We start from the raw sequence: 23,654 nt of genomic DNA, 5'->3' as shown, positions 1-23,654 counted from the left end.
GTATTCGTCCACGAAAATACATCATATTATTCCTTATATAGGAAATTATTCTAACAATATTTTCATGTTAGGTTTGATGCATTTGTAGTGTGAAAAATATCCTTACAGCCTCGCTCAGCGCACAAAACTGCTTTTTTCTCGTCTGTAAGAATGAAAAACATCGTTACAGACACGATTCCACTTCCCCTCGCACCTGTAACGATGAAAAATATCTTTACAGCCTCGTTCAGCGCACAAAACTGCTTTTTTCTCGTCTGTAAGAATGAAAAACATCGTTACAGACACGATTCCATTTCCCCCTCGCATCTGTAACGATGAAAAATATCTTTACAGCCTCGTTCAGCGCACAAAACTGCTTTTTTCTCGTTTGTAAGAATGAAAAACATCGTTACAGACACGATTCCACTTCCCCTCGCATCCATAACGATGAAAAATATCTTTACAGCCTCGCTCAGCGCACAAAACTGCTTTTTTCTCGTTTGTAAGAATGAAAAACATCGTTACAGACACGATCCACTTCCCCCTCGCGACTGTAACGATGAAAAATATCTTTACAGCCTCGCTCAGCGCACAAAACTGCTTTTTTCACGTCTGTAAGAATGAAAAACATCGTTACAGACACGATTCCACATCCCCTCGCATCCGTAACGAGGAAAAATATCTTTACAGCCTATACACTGGCTGCAGGTTATTGCACGCTTTCCAACAATAAGAATTTGAATTGGCTACGTCAACTCTCATTGGAAAATATGCAGTATTCTAAGGGATGGGTATAACATTATGATCTGCAGATTGGATTATGTGCAATGGAATCATCTCAATCTCTCATACCTCAGAAAACTTATACCTTTCTTCATTCTTAAAAAAAGGAAGGAACCCAAACCAAGGGTTCCTTCCTCTTCTCCGCATCTTTATGGTAAGTTCGACGAACCCATCAAGTAACGATCTACTTCACGAGCCGCTGCGCGACCTTCGTTGATCGCCCAAACCACGAGGCTTTGCCCACGACGCATGTCACCGGCAGCGAAGACACCGTCTACGCTTGTCGCAAACTTACCGTAGTCCGCTTTCGCGTTGGAGCGCTCATCTTTGACGACGCCGAGTTGATCCAGCACCGTGTTCTCCGGTCCTGTGAAGCCCATCGCGATCAGTACCAGCTGAGCTGGGTATACTTTCTCGCTGCCCGGAACTTCCACAGGAACGAATTGGCCTTTCTCGTTCTTCTGCCACTCGATGAGCACCGTGTGCAGTTCCTTCAAGTTGCCATTCTCATCCCCCACGAATTTCTTCGTGTTGATTAAGTATTGGCGCGGATCTTCGCCTTGCACCGCAGCCGCTTCTTGTTGACCGTAGTCCACTTTGTGGACTTTTGGCCATTCCGGCCAAGGATTGTTCGCAGGACGTGTGTCCGGCGACTTGGGCATAATCTCAAATTGCGTAACGCTCTTCGCTTTGTGACGCAAAGATGTGCCCACGCAGTCCGTACCCGTGTCACCGCCGCCGATGACGATAACATCCTTCCCTTCGGCGGAAATGAACTCGCCGTCGGCATGCTCGGAATCCAGCAAGCTCTTCGTGTTCTTGCTCAGGAACTCCATCGCTAAGTGGACGCCGCCTAGCTCACGGCCCTCGATCGGAAGATCGCGGCCTTTCGTTGCACCGCCGCACAGAACGATGGCATCGAACTCCTCCTGCAGCTTCTCGATCGGGTAGTTCACACCAACGTGAGCGCCGGTAACGAACGTGATCCCTTCGGCTTCCAGCAGATCCACACGACGCTGGACGTACTTCTTATCCAGCTTCATGTTCGGAATCCCGTACATGAGCAGTCCGCCCACACGATCTGCACGCTCGAACACGGTTACCCAGTGTCCGGCTTTGTTTAGCTGCGCTGCTGCAGCGAGTCCAGACGGACCCGAGCCTACGACAGCTACCTTCTTACCTGTGCGCACTTCCGGAGGCTCAGGTGTAATCCAGCCCTCATCGAAGCCTTTATCAATAATGGCTTTCTCGATGCTTTTGATCGTAACCGGTGTATCCTTCAGACCTACTGTACAAGATCCTTCACATGGCGCCGGACATACACGCCCCGTGAACTCAGGGAAGTTGTTCGTCTTATGCAGACGGTCCAGAGCCTCTCTCCATTGACCGCGATACACCAGATCATTCCATTCAGGAATGAGGTTATTAACTGGGCAACCAGCGGCCATGCCGCTGATCAACGCCCCCGTGTGACAAAATGGAATCCCACAGTCCATACATCTAGACCCTTGCGTCTGCAATTTATCTTCAGTCAGCGGCGTCGCAAACTCCTTCCAATGTCCAATCCGAACTAGGGGAGCAGCTTCAGTTGCCACTTCGCGACGATGTTCTATAAAGCCAGTTGGTTTACCCATTTACGTTTAGTCCCTCCTGAGAGTTTTCGCTAGAAAACTTACTTCGTAAGCATGTGCTGAGTTCTTCGCTAGAAAAGCTGGCATCGGAAGCAAGAGTCACATGTTTTGCTTATGCAAGACTTACTTCGTCAGCATCTAGTCTGATTCGTTAGTTTCCACCGACACGTGAAACATCCCTCATATTCGCCTCGAAAGCAACCATGACGGCTTCTTGTTGGCTTAGTCCGGAGCGTTTCACCTTTTCGATAGCATCAAACATCCGTTTGTAGTCCTTCGGTATAACTTTCACGAACTTCCAAACGTACTCATCCCAGTGCTGAATAACTTGGTGGGCAACGCTGCTATCCGTAAATGTGGCATGATGCTGAATCATCGTTTTCAGTTCGTTCATTTCATACGTTTCTTCCAACTGCTCTAGGTAAACCATTTCTTTGTTCACCTTACTTGAGAAGTCCCCCTTCTCATCCAGCACGTAGGCGATACCGCCTGACATACCTGCTGCGAAGTTGCGTCCCGTAGAACCGAGAACAACAACACGGCCGCCTGTCATGTATTCACAACCATGGTCGCCTACACCTTCGACAACTGCTCGCACACCGCTGTTTCTTACGCAGAAACGCTCGCCTGCAATACCACGGATGTAAGCATCCCCGTCGGTTGCGCCATAGAACGCTGTATTTCCAATAATCACGTTGTCTTCAGGAACAAAGTTCGACTTACTGGAAGGGAAGATAGCCAGCTTACCGCCGGATAAACCTTTACCAACGTAGTCATTCGCATCACCTTCCAACGAAAGCGTGATCCCTTTCGGTACGAAAGCACCGAAGCTTTGTCCCGCAGAACCATTAAAGTGGAGGCGGATCGTATCGTGAGGTAATCCGTCCACGCCGTGACGACGTGTAACTTCACTACCTACAATCGTTCCGACAACACGGTTGACGTTTTTAATTGGCAGGATGGCATGCACATGCTCCTTGCGCTCAATAGCAGGCTCACAAATAGCGAGCAGCTTCGTTACGTCCAAAGAGCGATCCAAACCATGATCCTGCGACATTTGGCAGAAACGGCCTACATGCTCGCCCATCTCTGGTTGGTGCAGAAGCGGCGATAAGTCGACGCCCTTAGCTTTCCAATGCTCGACAGCTTGCTTAGACTCAAGCACATCTGTACGGCCGACCATCTCTTCAATGGTGCGGAAGCCAAGCTCAGCCATCATCTCACGCACATCCTGCGCGATGAAGGTCATGAAATTGACCACATGCTGCGGATCCCCGGCAAATTTCTTACGAAGCTCCGGATTTTGCGTAGCAACCCCAACCGGACAGGTATCCAGATGGCACACGCGCATCATTACGCAGCCAATTGTAATGAGGGGAGTTGTAGCGAAGCCGAACTCCTCAGCCCCGAGCAGGGCAGCTACGACAACGTCGCGCCCCGTCATCAGCTTGCCGTCTGTCTCGACGACGATACGGCTGCGCAGGTTGTTGAGTACGAGCGTCTGATGCGTCTCCGCCAGACCGAGCTCCCACGGCAGTCCCGCGTGACGAATACTCGTCTGCGGCGACGCGCCTGTACCTCCGTCGTAGCCGGAAATCAGGACAACGTCCGCTTTCCCTTTGGCTACGCCCGCAGCGATGGTGCCAACACCGACTTCGGATACCAGCTTAACGCTGATCCGTGCCCGCGGGTTGGCATTCTTGAGATCGTGGATCAGCTCTGCCAGATCCTCGATCGAATAAATATCGTGATGCGGCGGCGGCGAGATTAAGCCTACGCCTGGCGTAACGCCGCGAACCTCGGCTACCCAAGGGTACACCTTGGTTCCCGGGAGCTGACCGCCCTCGCCGGGCTTCGCGCCCTGCGCCATCTTGATCTGAATCTCGTCAGCATTGACGAGATAATGGCTTGTGACGCCGAAGCGGCCGGACGCCACCTGCTTGATTGCGCTGCGGCGAAGGTCGCCGTTCGCATCCGGCGTGAAACGCTCTGGATGCTCGCCGCCCTCGCCGGTATTGCTCTTGCCGCCGATGCGGTTCATCGCAATCGCAATCGTCTCATGCGCTTCTTTACTGATGGAGCCATAGGACATGGCTCCCGTCTTGAAGCGCTTGAAGATCGACTCGATCGGCTCCACCTCTTCGATCGGGATCGGTTGTCGGCCTTCCTTGAAGCTCAGAAGCCCGCGCAAAGCCATATATTTCTCATCCTCACGTTTGATGAGCTTCGAGAAATTCTTATACATCGCGTAGTTGTTCGTACGAACGGCTGATTGTAGGGCATGCACTGTTTCCGGTGTATACAGATGGTCTTCTCCATCTCTTCGCCATTGCAGATCACCGCCGGTGTCCAGCACCTTATCGCGTCCCTCTTGCTCGGAGAAAGCACGGTTGTGGCGAATCAAAGCTTCCTTAGCCACAATATCGATACCAATCCCGCCAACAGGTGTGTGAGTCCATGTGAAATACGAATCGATGAGCTCTTGGCTAAGTCCAATCGCTTCGAAAATTTGCGCCCCACGATAACTCTGGATCGTGGAAATACCCATTTTCGCCAGGACTTTAACAACGCCCTTCGTTACCGCTTTAATGTAGTTATATGTCGCTTTCTCAATATCAACGCCAACTAGCTGCTTACGACCAATCATGTCGTCTAACGTTTCCAACGCGAGATACGGGTTAATAGCCCCTGCGCCATAACCGAGCAGCAAAGCAAAATGGTGCACTTCACGCGGCTCGCCTGACTCTACTAGCAAGCTCACCTTGGTCCGTGTGCCTTGGCGAATCAAATGGTGATGGAGTCCCGAAGTGGCAAGCAGCGCCGGAATCGGTGCCTTACGGCTATCCACACCACGGTCTGAAAGGATTAATAATGAAGCGCCCTCCACAATGGCTTGATCAGCAGCAGCATAAAGGGCTTGCATAGCACTTTCCAGACCCGCTGTACCTTCGGCCGCCTCGAATAGTGTAGGCAAGGTAACAGTTTTGAAGCCATCGCGATTAATATGACGCAGCTTCGCCAGCTCTTTATTGGAGAGGAAAGGCGATTGCAACCGGATTTGTCGACAGCTCTCCGGTTCAGGGTTAATCAGGTTGCGCTCAGGACCGATTGTCGTACCTTGAGCTGTAATGATTTCTTCGAAATTCGCATCGATCGGCGGGTTGGTAACCTGCGCAAACAATTGCTTAAAATAGTTATATAGCAGCTGCGGTCGATCGGAAAGCACGGCAAGCGGTGCATCTGTACCCATTGAACCAATAGGGTCTACACCCGTTTTGGCCATTGGCTCCAGTGTCTTACGCAGTTGTTCAAAGGTATAACCAAATGCATGCTGACGCTGCAGTACCGTGTCATGGTCGGAACCGAGAACGATTGGTGCATCTTCCAAGTCTTCAAGTGAGATAAGGTGCTCGTTCAGCCAATCGCGGTAAGGCTGTTCGCCAGCGATGCGGCTTTTGATTTCCTCATCCGTCACGATGCGTCCTTCTACCGTATCAACAAGCAGCATGCGTCCTGGTCTGAGACGATCTTTGTACAGAATACGCTCAGGCTCAATATCCAAGACACCCACTTCTGAAGCCAGTACGATTAAATCGTCGGTAGTTACATAGTAACGCGATGGCCGCAAGCCATTACGGTCAAGGATTGCCCCAATTTGACTGCCATCGGTGAAAGCAATGGCTGCTGGACCGTCCCACGGCTCCATCAGTGTACTGTGGTACTCGTAGAAAGCCTTCTTCTCATCATCCATCGTTTCGTGTTTGGACCAAGGTTCTGGCACCATCATCATCGCTGCATGCGGCAGCGAACGTCCGGAAAGCATGAGGAATTCTAATGTATTATCAAACATTTGTGAATCGGAGCCATCCGTATCAATAACAGGAAGAATGCGTTTGAAATCTTCGCCGAATAATTCGGTTTCGCACATAGCTTGACGGGCATGCATCCAGTTCACATTGCCGCGCAGGGTATTAATTTCACCATTATGAATCAAATAGCGGTACGGATGTGCACGTTCCCAGCTCGGGAATGTGTTCGTACTAAAGCGGGAATGAACGAGTGCGAGTGCGGTGTCTACTTTCTCATCTTGTAATTCAATGTAATAAGCGTCTACTTGCGCAGGCGTTAACATTCCTTTATATACAATCGTTCTGCTAGACAAGCTAGAATAGTAAAATTGCGATTCACGATGAGATAATTTGATAGCGTTTTCAGATAGCTTACGAATAACATATAGCTTACGCTCAAAATCCAAGTTGCTCGTAACATCTTCACTTTGACCGATAAAGACTTGACGAACAAACGGCTCCGCTGACTTCGCGGTATCTCCCAAAGAACTGTTATCCGTTGGAACGGTTCTCCATCCGAGGAATTGCTGCCCTTCTTGTTTGACAATTCGCTCAATTATACTCTCACATGCTTGGCGTGCCTCCAAATCCTGAGGTAAATAAACCATACCTACACCATAGCTGCCAGCAGCAGGGAGCTTTATATTCTCCTTCTCACAAGCGGACTGAAGATACGTATCCGGGATTTGCATCAATAAGCCTGCCCCGTCTCCCGTTTTCGGGTCACTGCCTTGACCACCGCGATGATCTAAATTACAAAGGACACGAAGCGCCTGCTTGACGATTTCATGTGATTTGACACCTTTGATATTGGCAACAAAGCCAATACCGCACGCATCATGCTCAAACCCCGGATCGTACAATCCCTGTTTGGGAGGTAATCCAATTTTAGTCATGTTGTGCAACCTTTCTTCCCTCGTTTTTGGTTGTACTCTTCGTCCTTGCCCGGACAATGGAGTCGTTTACCCTTGGACGCACGCGTTAAAGCGCTAAAAAGTGATGACACGCGAATGCCTATTCCATCTAAACCAAGCTAATTAATTAGATGAAATATTCTCAATATTTTTTATATTATATTAACACTTGATATCTTATAGTTCAATTCAAAAATAAATAATATGAAAAGGGTTTCATTATAATAGATTCCAGCGTGAAAATAGCAATGCCTGCACACTCCCTTAACGTATAGTACGTCAATGAGAGCGGACGAATCTGTACTGGCTCGACCGTCGATGTAATTCCTAGGCTTCTCGCCATCAGAGATGCCCGATAAGCATGGAAGCCATGCGTTACAATAACCGCTGTCCGATAACCTTTTTCCATCATAATCGCCTGACTGTTCTGCAAATTCTCCATGGTGCTTCGAGACTTCTCCTCTAAAAGGATAGCCCGCTCCGGTACTCCTTTCTCCATTAAATAACGTTTCATCGTTTCAGCTTCAGAGGGTTCACTGCCGCCTTTCCCCCCACTCGCAATAATACTCGGAGCTAATCCGCTCCCGTAAGCCTCTACCGCAATATCCAATCGTTCACGTAAAGCCGGACTCGGCTTGCCATCCCATACCGCAGCGCCTAGAATAATGATACAATCACTAGGAGTTCCATGGGAATGTTTCCAAGTATAGTTAACTTTCCAACTCATGAAAGAAAAGTAAAACAGGATGATTAGGAACAAAGCGACGAGTATCCAAAGCCAAGTTTTGACTTTCTTTTTCATAGGCCCATGATAGCAAACTTTCTATGTTTCATGCTATGATAGCTTATACCGCTGCAAAGAACATACATCCAGATTCCACAGCCTAGGAGGAACTCTGTTTTGAGTATACAGCATACTTTTTCAACCGGAACGATCTGGGAGCCTCTTTATCAATGGCAAATGAATGCCCATCCGATTGAAGTTGAGCTTTTCCGGTCGCAGCCGGTTCGCCGTCTGAAGTTTCTGCATCACTTCGGGGCATCTGCGCTTTTTTCACCGATGACACATTCCCGTTATGAACATACCGTAGGCGTCTGGTCATTAATGGCTCACTTTTGCCCAGATGAACCTCATCTACGAATTGCTGCACTTCTACATGATATCGGACACTTGCCATTCTCCCATGCGGTTGAGAGAACACTAGGGTACGATCATCACCAGCAGACTGAGCAATTAATTAGGCGCGGCGTTGTTGCTGATATTCTTATCAAGCACGGCATTTCTCCACCATCAATTGTGGATATTTTAAATCAAGACAGCCCTCTAACGAATAAAACAACGCTTCTCGGGCTCGATCATCTGGATAGCTTTCTAAGGGACACTTATTATGCCGGACAACAAATACGGCCACCCTCTGAGATTGTCAAAGGGCTTCGCTTACGCGGTCATTATGTGGAAGCTGACGAAGATACGGCTGCTGCACTGGTTCATGCGGTCGTGGAGGACCACCGGCTCTTTCTGAACCCGCAGTTCCTTGCGATGGATGCTTTGCTGGCCAAGGCCGCTGCTCATCACTGCGAGTCGAATCCCGGCATGAAGGAACGTATTCCATCTCTTATGGATCACGAATTGATCCAGGAGCTTTTGCAAAGCAATAATGCGATTTCCAGGGAAATCATCCATGTGCTGATGTACGAGCCCCAACGGATTCAAATCACTGGGGAGCCTGTTCCAGGCAGTATAGAAGTCAAAATTCGAAAGCCTTACAAGAAACAGCCGCTGATCGGCGATAAGCTCGCTTCAGAAGCAAGCTTTCAATCCGCCGTCAAGCTGGCAGAACTCGATAGTATGACAGCCACTTACTTTTTCACCATATAACATTTATTACATCCGCAGAGGGGAATGGCCCAGCTTGGCAAAATTGTATTTCCGTTATGGTACTATGAACAGTGGTAAATCAATTGAAGTTTTACGAGTCGCACACAATTATGAAGAACAAGGAAAGAAAGTACTGCTCCTCACGTCCGTCGTAGATGACCGTTTCGGGGTTGGCAAAGTTGTCTCCAGAATCGGCATGCAAAAGGTCGCTACCGTGGTGGACAAGGACTTGGATATGATTGCACTCGCGAGCACAGAACGCCCAAACTGCATTTTGGTTGATGAAGCGCAGTTTTTGAATAAAGAGCAGGTTGCTCAATTAATTGAAATTGTGGACGAATTGGATATTCCCGTTATTGCTTATGGACTCAGAGCTGATTTCATGGGGCAATTATTCGAAGGAAGCGATGCCTTATTAGCCGTAGCTGACACGATCGAGGAGATCAAAACCGTCTGTTGGTATTGCGACAAAAAAGCAATTATGAACATGCGCTGCAAAGACGGGGAGCCGATCTTCCACGGTGAGCAGATTCAAATTGGCGGTAATGAAAGCTATGTACCTGTGTGTCGTAAATGTTATGCAGCTAAGCGGAAGTCTTCACAAATTTAATGGCTATACTTATAAATAGGTCACAAAGAAATGGTTTTACTAAGAAAGGTGAGTTCCTTGCGAAAAAAACGGATTTTGCTCTTATCCGAGGGCTTCGGGAAAGGTCATACGCAAGCGGCTCACGCGCTTTCAGTGGAGCTTAGGCAGAGCTCATCTGAGATTATTACACGCGTGATCGAGCTTGGCGCTTTTTTGCATCCTACCTTGGCACCTTGGATCTTTTCGGCATACCGCCGCACGGTTACATCACAACCCAAACTCTATGGTATGCTTTACCGTAATCAGTACGAAAAGTCGCCGAGTCGCGTCGCTGGGCTTGTTCTGCATCGTATCTTCTACTCCCAGACGAAAGCAATCATCAAGCAGCTAAGACCAGATATCATCGTTTGCACGCATCCTTTTCCAAGCATTATCGTCTCTCGTCTCAAAAGAGCTGGACTTCATGTTCCTCTCTTCACCGTCATTACCGATTACGACGTTCATGGCACATGGATTGATCCAGCCGTAGACAAATACTTGGTTTCAACACCCATGGTGAGAGAACGTTTGATAGGCCGCGGTGTGCCGGAAACGCATGTTGAAGTCACGGGAATTCCTGTGCATCCTAATTTCCGTTTGGAACATAGCAAAGAGCAGATTCGCCAAGAATTTGGTCTAAAAGCCATGCCCACTGTTATGGTCATGGGCGGCGGTTGGGGTGTATTTAAAAAGGAAGAAAAGGAAGAACTGCTGACGTATTTGGCAAGTTGGAGCAAGGATATCCAGCTTCTAATCTGCTTGGGTACGAATGAAAAAGCGCGTCAACAGCTACTCGAGGAAGACGTGTTCCGGCAGCCTAACGTACATCTAATCGGTTACACTAGCGAGATTAACAAGCTGATGGACATCTCCGATCTGCTCATTACGAAGCCTGGCGGGATGACCTGTACAGAAGCGATGGCCAAGGGCATTCCGATGCTGTTCTACAGCCCCATTCCAGGTCAAGAAGAGAAGAACTGCGACTATTTTCAGGAACAGGGTTATGGTCAGAAAATTATTTCGCTAGAGATGATAGATCACTGGTTCAATTTACTGCTTGAACAGTATCCCGAGCTTGTGAAACGTAGAACAGATATCCGCAACCATCAAAAATATACGGCGCAAGACTGCTCCGCAGCCATCATGCAATATTTAAAGTTATCGGAGAAGCGCCCCTATGTGCAGGCATCAACAACAACACCGCTCATACAATGGTATTAACCATGTATAGGGCGGTGTTTTATTTATGGATCCCCTTCACCGATTCGGCAAGCAGTTCATCTTCACTTATTTGCTTATCTGGTTCGTCGGAAGCCTCTGGATGATGGCTGTGCTTGGCAGCGGTTCTGTTCAGGGGAAACTGCTCGGAATTGACGTAAATCAGTATCACGAGTATGCGTGCTTTGGATTTGCAGGAGCTTTAGGCGGGGCGCTGTATGGACTGCGCATGTTTCATGAGCATTACCACGACCTCACCACACAGTGGGTGTACTGGTACCTGATGCGCCCGATACTATGCTTTGGATCAGCGATCATTACCATCGTCTTATTCGAGAGCGGCATCCTACTGTTGCAAGTCGGGGACTCGATGGCCGCTCGTATCAGTGTGGCGTTTCTTACCGGATATGGGTACGGGAAATTCATGGAGAAGATTCGTGCACTGACGACTACGTTTTTTAACGGAAATGGGAACAGTACCGGAAACGGTAGTAATGGCGGCGATCAGCCGAAGAACTAATAAGATGGTGCAAAAGACATGTTGCTGCCGCGACATGTCTTTTTTTTGCTCAAATTACCATAAGAGCTGAATCGAACCAAATTTATATTGAATTGGATTGGCTTTATTGGAGATTATAATTTTGTCACCCATTTATACAAAGGAGAACAACATGAGAATATTTATTATTTTGTGTATTTGTCTATTTTTGATGCAGCCTGCTGCTAATGCCGCCCCTAAGAAAGATCGAGCTTATTATGAGACACGCGGAGAAATCGTTTGGGAAATAACCACCGATGAGAAAGTCATTGCACTAACGTTCGACGATGGTCCTCACCCTGAATACACAGCTCAGATCCTGGAACTGCTCAAACAGTACGAAGCTAAGGCCACTTTCTTCGTTGTGGGTAATAAAGTAAAGCTTTACCCTGACGTTCTAAATCAAACTATACGCGAGGGCCATGAGATAGCTAATCATACATATAGCCACGCCTATCTAAGCAAAAAAAACAACATTAAAAAAGAAATTAATCAAACAGAGGAACTTATCTATGACACAACTGGAAAACGGTGCCTATTGTTTCGCCCGCCTGGAGGGTTTTATAACGAGCGGCTTGTAGCTACTGTACGGGCGGAAGGGTATAAGATGATTATGTGGAGTTGGCAATTGGATACAAAGGATTGGAGTACACCAGGGGTCAACAAAATTGTAAACCGCGTATTAAAGAATGCGAAAAACGGAAATATTGTGTTATTTCATGACTATATTGAAGGTCCTACACAGACCATTGCAGCCTTGAAGATCATTTTGCCGGAATTAAAAAGTAGGGGATATCAGCTAGTTACCGTTTCACAACTTCTAAATTATAACAAGGCTCTCCCTGCAAAAATTGATTAGACATAGAGATGCCTAAACCTAAAAAGAAATTTGAAATGGAGTGCTTTGCGATGGTACATTTTAAGCTGCGTTATTGTTTGATACTTTGTGCGCTGCCTGTTTTGTCCGGATTCACAGTATCTGCTGGCGATTCCGTCATGACCGAAATTATGAATGAAGCTCCAAAAAAGCGAATCTTACCTATTTCTGCAAAAATAGATCGTGTTGAGGGGGCTATCCCTGGTTACAATGGTCTGGAAGTCGATATTCAAAAGACATACGAAATGAACAAGAACAACCTTGGCGGCAGATCTATTCATTATGTTTATAAGGAAATACCACCGGAGATTCATCTTAATCAGTTGGGAGCAGCCCCTATTTATCGCGGCAACCCTCAAAAACCTATGGTTTCGTTCATGATCAATGTGGCATGGGGAAATGAATATATCCCTGTTATTCTCGATACACTGGACAAACATCATGTGAAAACAACTTTCTTTCTGGACGGATCTTGGCTTAAAAAGAATGTGACCACGGCCAAACAAATTCTGGACCGCGGTCATGAATTATCCAATCATGCTTATTCTCATAAAAACATGAGCCAATTAAGCAACAGCCAAGCTTATCTAGAGATCTCAAAAACCGAGAAGCTGCTCTCTCAAGAGCTGCAAGTAAAAAACCGCTGGTTTGCTCCCCCGTCGGGTGATTTCGATAAAGAGACTGTTGAAGTTGCTCAAAGTATGAAGCTGAATACGGTGTTGTGGACGTTAGATACGGTTGATTGGAGAAATCCAAGCCCGCAATCCATCATTCATAAAATTAGTACAAAAGCAGGCAATGGTTTCTTAATCCTCATGCATCCTACTCGATCAGCAAGTAAAGCCTTGGACGGCATGCTTACCGCTGTCAAGAATAAAGGATTGCACGTAGGGACTGTAAGCGATGTATTGTCTACAAATCGGGTTCCTGTTGGTGAACAGTACTTTGGGACAGAATGACGTGGAACTTTGTGGGGAGTTACAGAACGCGCTTAGCCTTGACAAAGCGGTCTTTCCAAGAACCATTCAATTCAGATATCGTGACGCCAATGCCCGGGCGGAAGGTATGCAGCATAAGGCCGTTACCTAAGTACACTGCAACATGACCGATACGGTCGATACCGCTTTTATTTTTTCTTTTGGGCGTGGTGAAAAACACGAGATCACCTTCACGCAGTTGATCCATAGACACCTCTGTACCAAGCTGACTCTGCTGCCTTGAATCTCGCGGAAGCGACACCCCTTGACTGATAAAGATGTATTTCAAGAAGGAAGAACAGTCGAAAGAGTCGGTTTGGTCCGACTTCGCCCCGAATACGTAAGGGGTTCCAAGGAAACCAAATCCTTTCACAATGAGATGGTCGGCTTTGCGTTTCCAACTTGGCTCCTTTTGATCCGAATGGGCAAGCTGTTCAAAATGCGCGACAACTTTAGCTATTTCGGCAGCGGATATCTTTACATTCTTCGCATTTGGGACTGGATCGTCTCCATCTTGCGTCATCTCTTGTGTGAGAGCGTTCTCATTCTCCTTCACGGAAGGCGCGCTGCTATCAGGAGTTGTCACTTGCTTATCGGCAGCAGCATCCTGTCCTGATAACTGAATAGGAGCGGTTGCTACCCATCGATTAGAGTGAGCATTCGAGAATGCAGCTGTTAATTTCATGTTTTCAGGATTTTTCATGGTAAAACCGATTAGTACCAGAAAAGCAATGACTAGAGCGGGTATCGCATATTTTTTGGCAAGCATGTGTGACTCCTCTAGTAAGCAAGTTTACCTATACCATTCTACGGCCATTGGCTAGGTTAGGGGGTATAGAGGATGGAATTTCATGGGTGATGTAACAGCAAAGAAGCCTTTCCTTCAGCAGTACTCTGCTTCCAGAAAGGCTTCTTCGTTATTTCGCTGTATCAAACGTATGCACCTTGTTCCAATTAACACCGCCGTTAGCGGTGGTGTACATGACGCTTGGCTGCTCATTATCATTCGTGATGAGCCAGCCTTGATTCATGTCTGCCATAGCCAGCAGCAGCTCACCAAAGCCTGTGAACGACTCCTTGCCGTTCACCCATGTCTTGCCGCCGTCCTTGGTCCATCCGACGGAGTTCGGCTTGTCGCAGCTCGGGCACTGCCCGCCCATATAAGCTACGTCTGGACTCACGACGTAGAGAGGTCCGGGCTTGGAGCCCGTATTCTTCGGCCCTGTGTTCTCACCAGCAGGGAAACCTGGGGCTGGTCCCCCTCCGGCGGTGCTGTTTGCCAGAACCGTTAGCCAGTTCTTCCCGCCGTCTTTCGTGTGAAACAACGAATACGAGGTTTGAGTCATCCCCGATTCCCCAATTAACTCGACCCACGCATCGTTCACACCTGCAGAACGAATAACGACTCCGGTTAGTGAGGCTTCTGTTTTACGCGACATCACCTTATTCCATGTCTTGCCGCCATCCTGTGTTCGCTGGACTTCAATAGCATCCTTGACTTGTCTAACCGCCCATCCATTATTTTTATCATGAAAATAGGCGTCCCCCTTCGTGCCCTCGGGTACAGGCAAGGAAGTCCATTTCACTCCTCCATCCACAGTGTGTGCATTTCCGCTAAATGCTTCCGTCTTCGTTACAAAATGAAGGAACGCCTGATTCGGTACTTTACCAACGGATGTCCAGTGTTGGCCTCCATCGTTCGTACTTAGCAGTTTACCTTCATCACCGACTGAAGCCCAAGCATCTTGACTATTCAGAGCGAACAACTGCTTAATGTCGCCTGTCCCCTCGTATTGAACCTTCCATTTCACACCGCCATCATCTGTTCGTGCGATCCAGCCTTTGCCGCCGATCCAACCAGATTTGGCATCAGCCAGCCTTACCGCTGTTACCCCGTTCATCGATACCTTCGATGGTGTTTCATTACCTTTATTGGGAACAGCTGTGGAACTAGGAGCCGGTGTTTCAGCGGCAGCTGTCGGTTGTGGCGTGATCGTTGCACTAGGTGTCGGTGAATTTGAAGCATTCGCTGTCCCGCTTGTTGTTCCGGATGATTCACACCCTGTAAGTGCAAATAGCGTTATTGCCAAAAGCGTAATTGTTTTTCTCAACATGATGATAACTCCCTTCACTTCTAATCGTTCATCGATCTACCTTATAGACGTAACTTTCATTGGAAAAGTTGAGCCTCCAGACATATTTTGATTGGCAAATTTAGTATGTCCCATAACGGATCGCACTTATGTTGGCAGCACCAATGGCCGACATCCTCTTTTTAGCAAAATAAATTAGGCATGACTCATCCCATTGAGGAATACAATCGAATCAAGGAGGGGGACATTGTTACGGAAAGGAAGAGGATCGGTTGAAATTCATCTGGGGTAAAAAAGAACTCACCTTAATGATTATTCCGGGCGCCAACCACCGAACCGTAAGATTCAAGCTTCCGCACAGCAGTTTGTATATTGTGCCTAGCTTGATCCTGCTCGTGTTGATTGGATTTTTTGTCACGATTTACTTAATGAATATCTACTCCCATCAAACGAGAACCAGCATGCAGCAAACGTTCGATGGACAAGAACGCCAACTGGTTAATCAAATTACACTTAAAAATAGCGAACTAGAACAGCTTCAAACCAATTTGATTGACTTATCCCAGCAAGCGAGTGAATTTAAGGTGAAGTTAGAAGAAATTAAGAAACTTGATCATGTCATTCAGTTAATGAGCCAGACAGAAGGAACAAACCGGACAAGCAAAAAGATTTCAATGGAGAGTACAGAGACTCAGAGTGGCTTACGCTCTGACGTCGGCGGCAGTGAGATCCCTGTTACTTCGCAAGAAGTATCTTCTTTGGTCAGCAGCACCAAACAAGGACTTACTTCGTTAGTTGGGGATATTAACGCGCTGCTTTTGAATTTGAACGAATCCGAAGCCAGGCTGGAAGAAGCCGAGCGTCTGCGCAGCATCACACCGACACTTTGGCCAACGACGACCCACCTTATTACATCAGGTTTCGGCATACGTAGAGATCCTTTTACGCTTAAACCGACCATGCATGCCGGGCTCGACCTCGATGGTGAAATGAATGACCCCGTATATGCCACTGCTGCAGGTAAAGTCGTAGAAGCCAGCTTTGACAACGAACATGGTAATCATATTATTCTCGATCATTCCCGAGGGATACAAACGGAGTACATGCATCTGAATAAAATGCTCGTCAAACGCGGAGAATCAGTAACGAAAGGTCAAAAGATCGGCCTACTCGGCTCCACAGGACGAAGCACGGGCTCCCATCTGCATTATGAAGTTCATAAGAACGGCGTCCAGATTGACCCCTCCCCTTATCTCATTACCAATAGAAAGGATGAACCCTAATGCTTGGAAGCTCTAAGTCGAAGCGAATTGATGCTAAAACAACCGATACATTGATCGGGGGCAGTACCATTTGTGAGGGTAAAATCATGTCCGAAGCCAGCCTTCGCATCGAAGGCCAGATGAACGGCGACATTGAGTGCGCAGGCGACATCACCATTGGTGAGAACGCTGTTGTGCAGTCCAACATCCAGGCACGCGATGTCATCGTTGCCGGCAAAGTGAAAGGCAATATTCACACCAAAGGCAAGCTCATCGTGACCAGCTCCGGCGTGCTGGTTGGCAATATCGATGTCCGTTCCTTCATTATTCAGGAGGGCGGCATTTTTCAAGGAAGCAGTGCGATGAGCCTCGCAGCTGTGAATGACAAAGGCAGCGGAAACGGCAAAGTCATCGATGCTAAAGCACATAAACAGCAGAAGAGCGAGCAGCAGGCTGCTTCTGGCGGGAACTAAGCATTGGAAGTAAGCAAAAATAAAGATTGCCTATCAGCTGGCCTTTTGGGCCAGGTTGTGGGCAGTCTCTATTTTGTTCTGTGCAATGCAATGGCACCAGACCTTTTCTCGCTCGTGAAAACGGTAAAAGTGGAGTCTGTGGAGCGCTTTGATTCCGCGAAGCCTCGAACCTCCCTAATTGAATTCCTAGTTAGAGCGAATTCAAGGCATCTAACAAAGCCTGCGTAAGTGCAATCTTTTCAATCGAGTCAGACTGTTTGGAAGAAATTCCTGCAAATATACAGTATTATTGCAAAATTTCTACCTGAACTTGAGAAGAAGCCGTGGAAAAGTGTATTTTTGCAGGGATTATATTTATCGAGCTAAATATGAGGTAAATGGATGTATAATTGCATTTATTATACAAAAGCTGAACTGCGCTTCGTTGAAGTTCGTATCGCACGATATTTTTGCCTGCTGCCCATGTGACAGCGGAAAACCATCTTTTCGTACAGAGCGACTGCAGCTTTCGAACGGCAGTTCGGTGATTGATGCCTAAATGAGTCAATACATCAATAGGCCGCAGCGGACGAGCGAGTCTGCAGGCGAGACGAACGATTTCCCTCTCCTACACGCTGCTCGAGGCAGTCTTTTTTTGTCCTCTAAGTAATTATCTTCGTCAGGGAAATTGACGCAGCTAACAAAGCCTGCATAAGTGCAGTCTTTTCAATCGAGTTCGACTATTGGGAAGGAATTCCTGCAAATATACAGTATTATTGCAGAATTTCTGCCTGAACTTGAGAAGCAGCCGCGGAAAAGTGTATTTTTGCAGGGATTATATTTACCAAGCTAAATATGAGTAAAAAGGATGTATAATTACATTTATTCTACAAAAGCTGAACTGCGCTTCGTTGAAGCTCGTATCGCACGATGTTTTTGCCTGCTGCCCCTGTAACAGCGGAAAACCATCCTTTCGTACAGAGAGACTGCAGCGTTCGAACGGCAGTTCGGTGATTGATGCCTAAATGAGTCACTACATCAATAGGCCTCAGCGGACGAGCGAGTCTGCAGGCGAGACGAACGAGTTCCCTCTCCGACACGCTGCTCGAGCTTGCGGGAGATGATTGCGACTGATAGCGACTAAGCAGCATCCGCAATAACGTGATGCATAGCTCTGGACGATGAGCGACGTCATCATAGGCAAAAGATATGATCTGGAATCCCATAGCAGATAGAAATGTTTCCCGGTTCAGTTCGTTGCAGTATTTTTGTCTGTCCATATCCCGAACATGCGAACCGAAACCTTTGATTTCGATGATCAGTTTTACAGCTTGCGTCAGCCAGGCGAAATCGCAGAAATAGGATAGACCCCGCCAATCGAGTACTTCGAATTCCGGATGTAAATCGTCGAAATTTCCTAGGAGAGGCCACCATATGTTCCTACAAAATAATCTCTCGGCTTCCCGGTGTCCCCGCTCCAAGCGGCCTCTTCTTTCTCCCGTTCGCCTCTGTAAATGGTTCTGAATAAAATAAGAATGTGACTTCTCAAACGTCATCTTCAACCTCCCCTCACAAATGAAAAAAAGAACGACCCAGCTCCATCTGTTGAGGAATGGAGCGGGACGTTCTTCGTCTCGTTGAGATTATTATAATGCGAATTCGTTCGGTTAACCAGTCCGAATATTGGGTAATTATTCCTAATTTATGAGCGGAGCAGGCTGCCAAGGAAGGAGAGCTTTCTGATGCTGGGAATTTCCTTGTTGCTTACCTGCGAATATTAATCACAAACGTGAGCATATAACGGCACTAAAGCAAACGGCTATCCCCTTTGGAAATCACGTTTTCATTGGACACCCGATTGCGCACAAATTGCGCGAGTAAACGGGCTCCGTAACCAGTCGCACCTGCCGAATGCCAGCCTTGAGCAGACGAGACATCCTTTAGAGATGCCATATCGATATGGGCCCAGCGCAGAGATGGCTGGACGAACTTACGCAAAAATAAAGCTGCCGTCGTAGCTCCTGCTTCTCCTACCCTGCTGATGTTGCATATATCCGCATAATCGCTGTGCAGGTAAGCCTCGTACTCATCGACAAGAGGAAGCTGCCACACTTTTTCGCTCACTTGCTTTCCGGCTTGTGAGATCTCAGCCACAAGAGCGTCCTCCCCCCATATCCCAGCATACTTGGAACCTAGAGCGGCTCCGCAAGAATAGGTCAAGGTTGCAATATCAACGGCTTCCACTGCCCCAAAGCGCTGGGCATGAATCAAGGCGTCGGCTAGCACCAATCGGCCTTCCGAATCCGTATTGCCCACTTGAACCGATACGCCATTCGGGTATTGCAGCAGCTCGCCAGGCAGCAATGCCTCACCGTCTGGCATATTTTCGGCAGCAGCAATAAGCACAACGACGTTCGCCTGCACGTCCCCAGCAGCAAGAATATCGAGAGCGCCTATCACGGCTGCCGCCCCAGCCATATCCATTCGCATATCGCTGATATCGAAGTCCTTCTTCAGACTGATCCCGCCTGTATCAAAAGTAATGCCTTTGCCAATTAGGGCCGTAAGCGGCAATGTCTCATCCGTACAATAGCGCAGCTCCAGAAGCGCTGGAGGATACTTGCTGCCTTTGCCCACGGCGATCAAGCCGACCATACCTTGCTGCTCCAGACGCTCCCCTTCATAAACGACAGCCTCGACCTTCGTACCGGCAAAATGTTCCACAGTCCTCTCGATGAGAGTCTTCGGACGCAGCATATTGGGGGGCTCATTCGCGAGATTGCGGGCTAGAATCGCCCCTTCTGCATAAATGCGTCCCCATCGTACCGCTTTATTCAACACTTCGAATCTTGCTTCGGTGAGAAACTGCAAGCTTACTTCCGTATGTACGGTCTGTTTCTTTCGATACACCTCGAACGCATAGGTGCCGAGCTTCCAGCCCTCCACCCAAGCGGTAACTGCTTCCGCTTCGCTAGTGGGAACCGAATGTTCACATCGCTTCAGCAGCTCGCCCAAATTTATGCCTACTCGCTCTTTCTTGTGCTTATGAATCGCACGTCCTGCATTCCCCGCTGCCTCGCGGATTCTTTCCGTATCCAAGCGCGAGTTCTCTCCACAACCAACCAGCAGCGCGTCACGCTCTCCAATACGGCCATGAAGCCAAGTCAGCTCTCCTCGTTCTCCCATATGCGGCAGAAGTGAATAGGCTTGCAGCCATGAAGGAAGGCGTATCCCTCCCATCTCTTCGATGTCGTCCGAGCAGATGGGAACAATGAGAGTCTGGGCATCATTTTCTCCACCAACCGTAAACGTCATCTTAAGATGCCTCCATCTTCTAACCGCTGCCATGTTTCAAAGGAAGGCCTTCCTTCTTGCAAACGAATAACGCGGGCGCCCCGAGGTAAATCTCCATAGGTGCTGCAGCCTGTCACTCTGCCAAAACATAACCGAATATCATGCAGCGTACCACAGTAATCATTGTCATGATCATGTCCGACAAAGGTTCCCATCACATCACCCATTTCCACCATGGCAGCAAATAACCCGCTGTTGAGTTTGGGACAACATACCTCTTCGTGCTTAGTACCGCTCACTTTCCCCAGTTTCCATACATCGTCGTATTCAGGAAGCGGGATATGGAAAAACGCAAGACCAGGCAATATAGCCCCGCTCCGTTCGCGGAGAGCAAGCGACTGCTGCTTATACCAATGCACCTGATCCGAGGCAATCCAAGCGTAACCGCCCACTGATTCTGGTGCCATCACACCGGAATCGAGAAAATAAAGAACAGCAGCCGGATTCCCGGATTGCACGCTTTGAATCGTATGCATGTAATTGCCAACGCCGCTGAGCTCTAATGGTCCTGCTTGCGAGTAGCAGGTCTTATGCTCCAGTGCAATCGCCATCAGTTCCTCACGTGTCACATCCGCCTCCGCATCGTGATTACCGAATACGTGCGTCCAGGGTAAGCCAGACTCAACCGCTGGCGCAATAGCTCTGCGAAAGGAGGCTGTAGAGTCAGATACGCCATAGCTTGAAATCAGATCGCCCGTATACACGATGAGATCCGGCTTCTCCGCCGCTAGTACCGCACTGACTAAAGCGAGCGTCCTCAAATCCTCTTCATTGTCCTTGTCGCCTCCTATATGCAAGTCCGTGAGCTGTACAATAGTAAATGTCCCGTCCTCCCGGAACCTCAGATCGTCTGCCATTCATCCATGCCCCTTTCTAATCGCAGCTTCAAATATCGGAATAAGTTACTAAGAATGTATGCACAAACTCGGTAGAATGATGTTGTAAAAAGTGCAACAATTACTGCTTAGATCCCACCAATCTCCTTTGATGTTGCATGATGTACAACAATTAGTCCCCTTACAGGCCATTTCGCAACAAATGGGCTCGAATGTTGTACAAACTGCAACTTTAACTTGTAAAATAGCCTTTTGGCCGAGAATTGTTGTAGGAACTACAACATTAGTGCCACGACAACCCTAGCTACCCTCGCAAAGCTGCTGAATGACTCTAAAATCGAATTTCGGAGTTATTTCAGTCATCGTTATACCACCTCAGAATGGTCAGATCCCTGTTCTTTATTTTGTCTAATAAAAGCTTCCAGCCCTTCCCGATCCGGGGTACCGGTGCTACCGCCATAAGCTTCGACTGACATAGCTCCGCAAACGTTGCCATATAACAGGCAAGTCTCGACGTTCAGCCTTGTTAAGAACCCATAGATGTAACCGGCATTAAATGAATCTCCTGCTCCTGTCGTATCTAAGGCTTTAACGGAGAATCCGGGGCAAGACGTTTGCAAACCGTCTTTCATCGCTACGGCTCCTTTGGGTCCGAGCTTGACTACAACATGCTTGCAGAAGCCCGACATATAGCTTAAGCTGTCATCTATGTGTTCGAAGCCCGTATAGTGGTGCGCCTCGGTTTCGTTCATCAGAAAGACATCTACATAACGCATCAATTCAAACACCCCGGAATACCATTCTCCGGTATCATCCCACCCTACATCGCAGGATAGTGTGACTCCCATCTCTTTCAACTTTTTGGCCATAGCAACGAATTCATCATGGTTGCGTCGTCCTCTATAACCGGTTACGTGGACATGTCTGCCTGACGCTACTTGGGCTAAATCCAGCTCGCTTACTTGCATCTCCGCATTTGATCCTGCATAAGTAATGAAAGAACGATCCTGTTCCGGATTAATCGCTATCGTTATGCCTGTACGACTCGTTTGGCTAGTCAAGATCAGACTGGTATCGATACCATATCGACCAAACTGTTCCCGGATATAATGACCGTAGCCATCATCTCCAAGAACGCCGTTAAAGGCTACATGCAGCCCTAGCTTAGCTAACGAGATCGTGAATAGAGCCGCACCTCCGCCTACATGCATCAACATATCTTCAACAAAAATTTCTTGTCCAGGCAGAGGAATCTGATTACAGCCCACCACTACTAAATCAATATTGGCATCGCCGATGACAACCGCATCAAATTTGTTCATTCCGCACTTCCTCTCCCGCTCCGTTCTCTGTCCTATCTCTCAGTTTGATAGGCCCTGCAGCTGTCGCGCACGACAAGTTTATGTCCCAAGATCAAATCTTCCCTCGGACTGAATGTAGGATCTGAAATTAATTCAATCAGCGTATCCACCGTAATTTTCCCCATGTCCTGAATTGGCTGCTCCATGGAGGACAAGCGCGGACGAACGAGCTCCGTCAGTTGGCTCCCATCAAAGCCGATGATGGATATATCGTCCGGAACTTTTAGCTGATAGTCATGAATGCAGTTCATTGCTCCAACCGCCATATCATCACTTACTGCAAATAAAGCTGTAGGACGAGGCTCACAGGCAAGCAGTTCCTTCATCAGATTGTATCCGCTCTGCGTCTTATAGTCGCCGAACCGGATATAGTCATTCACAATCTTGACCCGGTTATCTTTGAGGGCATTCCGGTAGCCTACATAACGGTTCTGCCCTGAGGTAATATCTCTCATATCCCCGCCAATAAAGGCAATTCGTTCATGTCCAAGCTCAATTAAATAACGGGTCGCATCATAAGCCGCCTCGTAATCATCGATAATGACAGAAACGAACTTATGATCTAAAGGCCTTACACTGGAAAAGATGACCGGGATATCCAATTTATTAATAAAACTGCGAATGTCATCGCTTAATTTCTCATGCATAATAATAATGCCGTCTACACGCATCTCTTTAAACACATTCAAATATTTCAGCTCTTTATCCGTATCCTCGATAATGTTGCAGACCAGTAAGTTGTAATCATTCAAGCTCGCCGTTTCCTCGATACTGCTCAATATGGTGGAATAGAAACTTGATGTAAGATCGGGAACAATGACGCCAATCAGGTTCGTTTTCTTCCGCACCAAACTCCTCGCGATGTGGCTCGGTGCATAACCAAGCTCGTCAATTACGCGTTTCACTTTGGCCTTCAGATCGTCCTTCACGTATTTTTCTCCGTTTAACACTCTGGAAACTGTGGTTACGGATACTCCCGCTTTCTTGGCTACATCTTTAATTTTGGGCGCCATGATTATCATCC

General features: G+C 47.7%; 18 protein-coding genes. 8 read left to right on the top strand and 10 right to left on the bottom strand.

Annotated elements, in window-relative coordinates; all coding sequences use genetic code 11:
* Positions 1 to 911 precede the first annotated feature (911 nt).
* The 3 genes from ASD40_RS06555 to ASD40_RS06545 all read right to left on the bottom strand — a co-directional run bounded on the left by ASD40_RS06555 (position 912) and on the right by ASD40_RS06545 (position 7,957).
* Entirely contained in the window at positions 912 to 2,396 is a 1,485-nt protein-coding gene (locus tag ASD40_RS06555; protein WP_057302529.1) for a glutamate synthase subunit beta, read from the bottom strand.
* Between the two features lie 148 nt (positions 2,397 to 2,544).
* Positions 2,545 to 7,137: a glutamate synthase large subunit gene (gene gltB, locus ASD40_RS06550; RefSeq protein ID WP_057302528.1), complete on the bottom strand. Its 4,593-nt coding sequence runs from the start codon at positions 7,135 to 7,137 to the stop codon at positions 2,545 to 2,547.
* A 202-nt stretch (positions 7,138 to 7,339) separates the two neighbouring features.
* On the bottom strand, positions 7,340 to 7,957 hold the full coding sequence (locus ASD40_RS06545; protein ID WP_057302527.1) for a YdcF family protein: 618 nt from the start codon (positions 7,955 to 7,957) through the stop codon (positions 7,340 to 7,342).
* A gap of 99 nt (positions 7,958 to 8,056) precedes the next feature.
* Here ASD40_RS06545 and ASD40_RS06540 point away from each other — a divergent pair, with 99 nt between their 5' ends.
* The 6 genes from ASD40_RS06540 to ASD40_RS06515 all read left to right on the top strand — a co-directional run bounded on the left by ASD40_RS06540 (position 8,057) and on the right by ASD40_RS06515 (position 13,254).
* Positions 8,057 to 9,034 (top strand): HD domain-containing protein, encoded by a 978-nt coding sequence (locus ASD40_RS06540; protein ID WP_057302526.1) that lies wholly within the window; start codon positions 8,057 to 8,059, stop codon positions 9,032 to 9,034.
* Between the two features lie 34 nt (positions 9,035 to 9,068).
* Positions 9,069 to 9,644 carry a thymidine kinase gene (locus ASD40_RS06535; protein ID WP_057302525.1) on the top strand — a complete coding sequence of 192 codons (576 nt, stop codon included), beginning with the start codon at positions 9,069 to 9,071 and terminating at the stop codon, positions 9,642 to 9,644.
* 57 nt (positions 9,645 to 9,701) lie between these two features.
* Positions 9,702 to 10,883 (top strand): MGDG synthase family glycosyltransferase, encoded by a 1,182-nt coding sequence (locus tag ASD40_RS06530; protein WP_063860204.1) that lies wholly within the window; start codon positions 9,702 to 9,704, stop codon positions 10,881 to 10,883.
* 25 nt (positions 10,884 to 10,908) lie between these two features.
* Entirely contained in the window at positions 10,909 to 11,400 is a 492-nt protein-coding gene (locus ASD40_RS06525; protein ID WP_057302524.1) for a hypothetical protein, read from the top strand.
* Between the two features lie 151 nt (positions 11,401 to 11,551).
* Positions 11,552 to 12,277 carry a polysaccharide deacetylase family protein gene (locus ASD40_RS06520; RefSeq protein WP_057302523.1) on the top strand — a complete coding sequence of 242 codons (726 nt, stop codon included), beginning with the start codon at positions 11,552 to 11,554 and terminating at the stop codon, positions 12,275 to 12,277.
* Positions 12,278 to 12,327: 50 nt separating this feature from the next.
* Positions 12,328 to 13,254, top strand: coding sequence for a polysaccharide deacetylase family protein (locus tag ASD40_RS06515; RefSeq protein ID WP_057302522.1), 927 nt, complete (start codon positions 12,328 to 12,330; stop codon positions 13,252 to 13,254).
* A 19-nt stretch (positions 13,255 to 13,273) separates the two neighbouring features.
* Here the strand turns inward: ASD40_RS06515 and ASD40_RS06510 are convergent, their stop codons facing one another.
* Together ASD40_RS06510 and ASD40_RS06505 are read right to left on the bottom strand one after the other, a co-directional pair.
* Positions 13,274 to 14,041 (bottom strand): C40 family peptidase, encoded by a 768-nt coding sequence (locus tag ASD40_RS06510; protein ID WP_057302521.1) that lies wholly within the window; start codon positions 14,039 to 14,041, stop codon positions 13,274 to 13,276.
* A gap of 148 nt (positions 14,042 to 14,189) precedes the next feature.
* The gene (locus ASD40_RS06505) at positions 14,190 to 15,386 is read right to left on the bottom strand and encodes a WD40/YVTN/BNR-like repeat-containing protein (protein ID WP_057302520.1); all 1,197 of its coding nucleotides are present in this window, start codon (positions 15,384 to 15,386) and stop codon (positions 14,190 to 14,192) included.
* Positions 15,387 to 15,637: 251 nt separating this feature from the next.
* Here ASD40_RS06505 and ASD40_RS06500 point away from each other — a divergent pair, with 251 nt between their 5' ends.
* Entirely contained in the window at positions 15,638 to 16,648 is a 1,011-nt protein-coding gene (locus ASD40_RS06500; RefSeq protein ID WP_235549184.1) for a M23 family metallopeptidase, read from the top strand.
* Positions 16,648 to 17,100 (top strand): bactofilin family protein, encoded by a 453-nt coding sequence (locus tag ASD40_RS06495; RefSeq protein ID WP_057302519.1) that lies wholly within the window; start codon positions 16,648 to 16,650, stop codon positions 17,098 to 17,100. Before ASD40_RS06500 ends, ASD40_RS06495 begins: the two co-directional genes overlap by 1 nt.
* A gap of 866 nt (positions 17,101 to 17,966) precedes the next feature.
* Here the strand turns inward: ASD40_RS06495 and ASD40_RS06490 are convergent.
* The 5 genes from ASD40_RS06490 to ASD40_RS06470 form a co-directional block, all read right to left on the bottom strand.
* Entirely contained in the window at positions 17,967 to 18,635 is a 669-nt protein-coding gene (locus ASD40_RS06490; RefSeq protein WP_057302518.1) for a DUF559 domain-containing protein, read from the bottom strand.
* A gap of 250 nt (positions 18,636 to 18,885) precedes the next feature.
* The gene (locus tag ASD40_RS06485; protein WP_057302517.1) at positions 18,886 to 20,394 is read right to left on the bottom strand and encodes a leucyl aminopeptidase family protein; all 1,509 of its coding nucleotides are present in this window, start codon (positions 20,392 to 20,394) and stop codon (positions 18,886 to 18,888) included.
* Positions 20,391 to 21,290 (bottom strand): metallophosphoesterase family protein, encoded by a 900-nt coding sequence (locus ASD40_RS06480; RefSeq protein ID WP_057302516.1) that lies wholly within the window; start codon positions 21,288 to 21,290, stop codon positions 20,391 to 20,393. The genes ASD40_RS06485 and ASD40_RS06480 overlap by 4 nt, the downstream gene beginning before the upstream one ends.
* Before the next feature lie 344 nt (positions 21,291 to 21,634).
* Entirely contained in the window at positions 21,635 to 22,591 is a 957-nt protein-coding gene (locus tag ASD40_RS06475) for a carbohydrate kinase family protein (RefSeq protein ID WP_057302515.1), read from the bottom strand.
* Positions 22,592 to 22,623: 32 nt separating this feature from the next.
* Positions 22,624 to 23,643, bottom strand: a complete 1,020-nt coding sequence (locus ASD40_RS06470; protein ID WP_057302514.1) for a LacI family DNA-binding transcriptional regulator — start codon at positions 23,641 to 23,643, stop codon at positions 22,624 to 22,626.
* Between the last annotated feature and the right edge of the window lie 11 nt (positions 23,644 to 23,654).

The sequence above is a fragment of the Paenibacillus sp. Root444D2 genome, from assembly GCF_001426375.1.
Taxonomy (GTDB): Bacteria; Bacillota; Bacilli; order Paenibacillales; family NBRC-103111; genus Paenibacillus_E.
This window is presented reverse-complemented; position numbering and strand designations above follow the sequence as displayed.

Excerpts from the sequence above, each read along its gene's own strand:
- ASD40_RS06525 (WP_057302524.1), top strand. The coding sequence starts at position 10,909 with ATGGATCCCCTTCACCGATTCGGCAAGCAGTTCATCTTCACTTATTTG.
- ASD40_RS06475 (WP_057302515.1), bottom strand. The coding sequence starts at position 22,591 with ATGAACAAATTTGATGCGGTTGTCATCGGCGATGCCAATATTGATTTA.
- ASD40_RS06480 (WP_057302516.1), bottom strand. The coding sequence starts at position 21,290 with ATGGCAGACGATCTGAGGTTCCGGGAGGACGGGACATTTACTATTGTA.
- ASD40_RS06545 (WP_057302527.1), bottom strand. The coding sequence starts at position 7,957 with ATGAAAAAGAAAGTCAAAACTTGGCTTTGGATACTCGTCGCTTTGTTC.
- ASD40_RS06515 (WP_057302522.1), top strand. The coding sequence starts at position 12,328 with ATGGTACATTTTAAGCTGCGTTATTGTTTGATACTTTGTGCGCTGCCT.
- ASD40_RS06495 (WP_057302519.1), top strand. The coding sequence starts at position 16,648 with ATGCTTGGAAGCTCTAAGTCGAAGCGAATTGATGCTAAAACAACCGAT.
- ASD40_RS06555 (WP_057302529.1), bottom strand. The coding sequence starts at position 2,396 with ATGGGTAAACCAACTGGCTTTATAGAACATCGTCGCGAAGTGGCAACT.
- ASD40_RS06470 (WP_057302514.1), bottom strand. The coding sequence starts at position 23,643 with ATGGCGCCCAAAATTAAAGATGTAGCCAAGAAAGCGGGAGTATCCGTA.
- ASD40_RS06520 (WP_057302523.1), top strand. The coding sequence starts at position 11,552 with ATGAGAATATTTATTATTTTGTGTATTTGTCTATTTTTGATGCAGCCT.
- ASD40_RS06510 (WP_057302521.1), bottom strand. The coding sequence starts at position 14,041 with ATGCTTGCCAAAAAATATGCGATACCCGCTCTAGTCATTGCTTTTCTG.
- ASD40_RS06485 (WP_057302517.1), bottom strand. The coding sequence starts at position 20,394 with ATGACGTTTACGGTTGGTGGAGAAAATGATGCCCAGACTCTCATTGTT.
- gltB (WP_057302528.1), bottom strand. The coding sequence starts at position 7,137 with ATGACTAAAATTGGATTACCTCCCAAACAGGGATTGTACGATCCGGGG.
- ASD40_RS06490 (WP_057302518.1), bottom strand. The coding sequence starts at position 18,635 with ATGACGTTTGAGAAGTCACATTCTTATTTTATTCAGAACCATTTACAG.
- ASD40_RS06505 (WP_057302520.1), bottom strand. The coding sequence starts at position 15,386 with ATGTTGAGAAAAACAATTACGCTTTTGGCAATAACGCTATTTGCACTT.